Raw genomic sequence first — 2,006 nt, 5'->3', positions numbered from 1 at the left:
GGCGGTGCGGCGGGTGGGCGGTTGCCCGGCGAGGTCCTGCGGGTGCTGGCGGCTCTGGGCGCCGAGGTGGCCGCCCGCTTCGGCCGCCCCCAGGACATCGAGTGGGCCTTCGCCGACGGCAAGGTGTGGCTGCTCCAGGCCCGTCCCGTGACCGCGCTCCCGCCGCCTCCGCTCGGGCGGCTCGGCCCGCTGCGGCGCAGGCTCGGTGCCGTCCTGTCCGAGTACGTGCCGGTGCGGCCCTACCCGATCGACATGTCCACCTGGCTTCCGCACGGCCCCGCCGGGCTGATGGCGAGGGTGACCGGGAGCTTCGGGGTTCGCAGCGCCTTCGAGGACTTCCTGCGGGAGGAGGACGGCGTCGTCTACCGGCTCGTGCCGCCGCGCCCGCGCCCCGCGCCCCGCCTGCTCGTCATGCCGTTCCGCGTCGCCGCCAAGGCCAGGAGGTACGACCCCGCCCGGTGGACCGGCGACCCTCGCTTCACCCGCTTCCTCGACGGCAACCGGGAGCTGGCCGCACGCGACCTCGCCGCCATGCCCTGGCCCGAGCTGATCAGCGTGCCCCGGCAGGCCCTCGACCTGGTGCGGCCCGTGGCCGACCTGCGCATCGACTACCTCCCGGGCACCGGCGTCGCGCTGCTGAGGCTGCTGGTGTCGCTCAGGCTGCTCGGCCGCGGCAGGTGGTTCGGCGAGCTCATCGCCGGCGGGCGCACCCGCACCGCGGACGCCAACCGGGCACTGGAGGAGCTGGCCGAGGTGGCTCGGCTGACCGGCGCCCTCGACGTCCGCCCGCCGCATCGCGCGCCGGCCGCGTTCGCCGCGAAGCTGGAGGCGTTCCTCGCCGAGTATGGGCATCGCGAGACCGCGAGCCCGCTCCTGGTCACCTCACCCACCTGGGCCGACGCTCCGGAGACGGTGCTCGGGCTGATCAGGGTGCTGGCCGCCGGGCCCCCGAAGCCGGCCGCCGCCGACCCCCTCGACCGGCTGCTCGACGAACACCCCCGGCTGCGCCGCTCCAGCGCCAGGCGGGCCAGGATGGTACGCAGGGTCGAGGCGGCCCGTGCCGGCATCGCCTTCCGTGAGGACAGCCACTTCTACTTCACGCTGCCGCTGCCCGTCCTGCGCAGGTCGCTGCTGGAGATCGGCCGGCGGCTGCGCGACGCGGACGTGCTGCGGAACGCGGAGGACGTCTTCCACCTGCGGCTGGAGGAACTTGAAGGGATCAAGGACCCGGCGGCCGGCGGGCCGGGCCTGGAGCGGCTGCGCGCCGCCGTACCCGCGAGGGCGGCCAGAAGGGAGGAACTCGCCGGTGTGCGGCTCATCGAACCGGCGGCGCTCTTCCCCGCCCGGCCCGCGGGAGACGCGCTCGTGGCCGGGACACCCGCGAGCGGCGGGCGGGCCACCGGGCCCGTGAAGGTGATCCGGGAGCCGTCGGAGTTCGGCCGGCTCGCGAGGGGCGACGTGCTCGTCTGCCCTTACACCAACCCCTCCTGGACGCCGCTGTTCCAGCGGGCCGCCGCCGTGGTGGTCGACACGGGCGGCAGCGCCTCGCACGCCGCGATAGTGGCGAGGGAGTACGGCATCCCCGCGGTCATGGGCACCGCCGACGGGACCTCCACCCTGACCGACGGCCTGCTGGTGACCGTGGACGGCGGCACCGGCAGGGTGACCGCCGCGGCTCCGTAGGATTCCTGCCATGGTCACCGACCACCGCAAGCTGCCGCGCCGCCGAGGTGAGGCGCTCAACGCCGCGATCTTCCAGGCCACGCTCGACGAGCTGGCCGAGACCGGCTACGCCAGGCTCACCATGGAGCGGGTGGCCGAGCGCGCCGGGGCCGGCAAGGCGTCCCTCTACCGGCGCTGGCCCACCCGGCTGGAGCTGGTGATGGACGCCGTCTATGAGGTGCTGCCCGATCCCGCGTCGACGCCCGACACGGGGACGCTGCGCGGCGACGTCCTGGCGGCGCTGCGCGGCGCGGCCGAGGTGCTGGCGGGGCCGGCCGGGGAGG

Annotated in this window: 2 protein-coding genes; both read left to right on the top strand. The window is 75.7% G+C overall.

Going from position 1 to position 2,006, the window contains the following annotated elements:
• Window positions 1-1,683: PEP-utilizing enzyme (locus tag DQW85_RS23835; RefSeq protein ID WP_113702289.1), on the top strand; the 1,683-nt coding region annotated here is incomplete at its 5' end.
• Between the two features lie 10 nt (window positions 1,684-1,693).
• A partial coding sequence (locus DQW85_RS23830; protein ID WP_162795308.1) for a TetR/AcrR family transcriptional regulator occupies window positions 1,694-2,006 on the top strand: 313 nt, incomplete at its 3' end.

The sequence above is a fragment of the Nonomuraea lactucae genome, from assembly GCF_003313395.1.
GTDB classification, from domain to species: Bacteria; Actinomycetota; Actinomycetes; order Streptosporangiales; family Streptosporangiaceae; genus Nonomuraea; species Nonomuraea lactucae.
The sequence above is the reverse complement of the archived record's forward strand: the minus strand, read 5'-3'. Positions and strand labels throughout refer to the sequence as shown.